The 2356-nt window shown below is 70.6% G+C and carries 3 protein-coding genes; all 3 read left to right on the top strand.

Features of this window, described 5'->3' with window-relative positions; all coding sequences use genetic code 11:
* The coding region (locus tag AC1DHD_RS15680; protein WP_476880598.1) for an OFA family MFS transporter at positions 1-1069 on the top strand (1069 nt) is incomplete at its 5' end.
* Position 1070: 1 nt separating this feature from the next.
* Positions 1071-1217, top strand: a complete 147-nt coding sequence (locus AC1DHD_RS15675; RefSeq protein WP_476880597.1) for an MFS transporter small subunit — start codon at positions 1071-1073, stop codon at positions 1215-1217.
* A gap of 3 nt (positions 1218-1220) precedes the next feature.
* Positions 1221-2356 (top strand): gamma-glutamyltransferase (locus AC1DHD_RS15670; protein WP_476880596.1); only part of this gene is annotated, 1136 nt, incomplete at its 3' end.

Raw genomic sequence — 2356 nt, 5'->3', positions numbered from 1 at the left:
GTGGCTGGTCTACCTCGGCTACGGCGTGGTCGGCGGCATCGGCCTGGGCATCGGCTACATCTCGCCGGTATCGACCCTGATCAAGTGGTTCCCGGACCGCCCCGGCCTCGCCACGGGCATGGCCATCATGGGCTTCGGTGGCGGCGCGCTGATCGCGAGCCCGGTGTCCACCGCCCTGCTGAAGCTGTACGACCCCAACTCCGGGGCCAAGGGCTGGGTGGCCAGCGGCGATTCGGTCGGGAAGCTCTTCCTGACCCTCGCCGCCGTGTACCTCGCCTACATGCTCTTCGGCGCCTTCACCATCAAGGTGCCGGCAGAGGGCTGGAGGCCCGCGGGCTTCGATCCCGCCAAGGTCAAGGCCTCCAAACTGGTCACCACGGATAACGTCTCGGCCCGGAACGCCATCAAGACCAAACAGTTCTGGCTGGTCTGGATCGCCCTGTTCTGCAACGTCACCGCCGGCATCGGCATCCTGGAACAGGCCGCCCCGATGATCCAGGACTTCTTCCGGAAGTCCGACGGCGCGTCCCTGGTCAGTGCCGGCGTCGCCGCCGGGTTCGTGGGGCTGCTCTCCATCGGCAACATGGCCGGCCGCTTCGCGTGGTCCGCTACCTCCGACGTGACCGGCCGCAAACGGATCTACATGGTGTACCTGGGCGTCGGCGCGGTGCTCTACACGGTCCTGGCCCTGGCCGGCTCCTCCACCACCCTCCTCTACGTGGTGCTCGCGTTCTTCATCATTTCCTTCTACGGCGGCGGCTTTGCTACCGCCCCGGCCTACCTGCGCGACCTCTTCGGCACCTTCCAGGTGGGGGCCATCCACGGCCGGCTGCTGACCGCCTGGTCCGCCGCCGGCGTCGCCGGGCCGCTGATCGTGAACGCGTTCCTCGATGCCCAGGGCAAGCCCGGGCAGCTGAACGCCGCGTCCTACCAGCCGGCCCTGCTGACCATGGTGGCGCTGCTGGTCATCGGCTTCGTCGCCAACCTGCTGGTCAAGCCGGTCGACGCACGGTTCCACGAGCCGCGCCCGGACCACAAAGAGTCGCACCAACCCGCCATGGAGGCCTGAGATGAGCACAGCACCCAACACCGGCGCCCGGGGAACGGCCGTCAACGCATCCACCGGAAAGGTCGCCGTGGCCTGGGCCCTGGTCGGGGTGCCCCTGGCCTACGGGGTCTACGAGACCCTGACCCGCGTGGCGGCGCTCTTCGGCTGATTCATGACCTTCACCCCGGCTGAACAGTTCACCACCCGCCCCACCCTGCAGGGCACCTTCGGGATGAGTGCCTCCACGCACTGGCTCGCGACGGCGGCGGCCCAGGCCGTGCTGGAACGCGGCGGCAACGCGTTCGACGCCGCCACGGCCGGCGCCTTCGTGCTGCACGTCGTGGAGCCCCACCTGAATGGCCCCGGCGGGGACATGACCGGCGTCTTCGCGGCGGCCTCTGACCCAAGCACGCCCGTGGTGCTCATGGGCCAGGGACCTGCGCCCGCCGCCGCCACGGTGGACCACTACCGGGCCGAAGGACTGGACCTGGTGCCCGGTTCGGGGGCCCTCGCCGCGGCGGTGCCAGCCGCCGTCGACGCCTGGCTCCTCCTGTTGCGCGACCACGGGACCTGGGAGCTGGCGGACGTTCTGGAATTCGCGATTGGCTACGCCCGGGACGGCCACCCGCTGCTGGGCCGGGTCGTAACCACCATCGCCGCCGTGTCGGAGCTGTTCCAGGAGCACTGGCCCGCCTCCGCTGAACTGTGGATGCCCGAAGGCAGGATCCCCGCCGGCGGCGAACTGTTCCGGAACCCCGCCTACGCCCGGACGCTGGAACGGCTGATCGACGCCGGCCAGGCGGCAGGGACGGCTGGGTCGCGCGAGGCCCGGATCGATGCGGCCCGGCGGGAATGGCGCGAGGGCTTCGTGGCCCGCGCCATGGCGGAGTCGGTGCAGACCCCGCACCGGCACTCGTCCGGCACCGATCACGCCGGGGTCCTGGCGCTGGAGGATCTGGCCGGGTTCGAGGCGGGGTACGAGGCGGCTGCCACCGTCGAGTTCCGCGGGCACACCATCGCCAAGACCGGTCCCTGGGGCCAGGGCCCGGCGTTGCTGCAGACCCTGGCCATCCTCTCGGGCTTCGAGGACCGCTTCCTCGACCCGTCCACCGAGCTCGGGGCGCACACCATCCTGGAGGCCCAAAAGCTGGCGCTGGCCGACCGCGAGGCGTACTACGGGGACACGGACGTGCCGCTGGACTACCTCCTCTCCGAGGAATACTGCGCCGGGCGCCGGGCCCTGATCACGGACCGGGCGTCGCACGAATACCGGCCCGGCCAGGTGCCGGGGCTTGAGCCGTATGTGCC

This window comes from Arthrobacter sp. 05L45_2 (assembly GCF_056397525.1).
Note: the sequence above shows the minus strand (reverse complement) of the source record. Positions and strands in the feature narration are given on the sequence as shown.

Coding starts and splice junctions, on each gene's coding strand:
- AC1DHD_RS15675 (WP_476880597.1), top strand. CDS start 1,071: ATGAGCACAGCACCCAACACCGGCGCCCGGGGAACGGCCGTCAACGCA.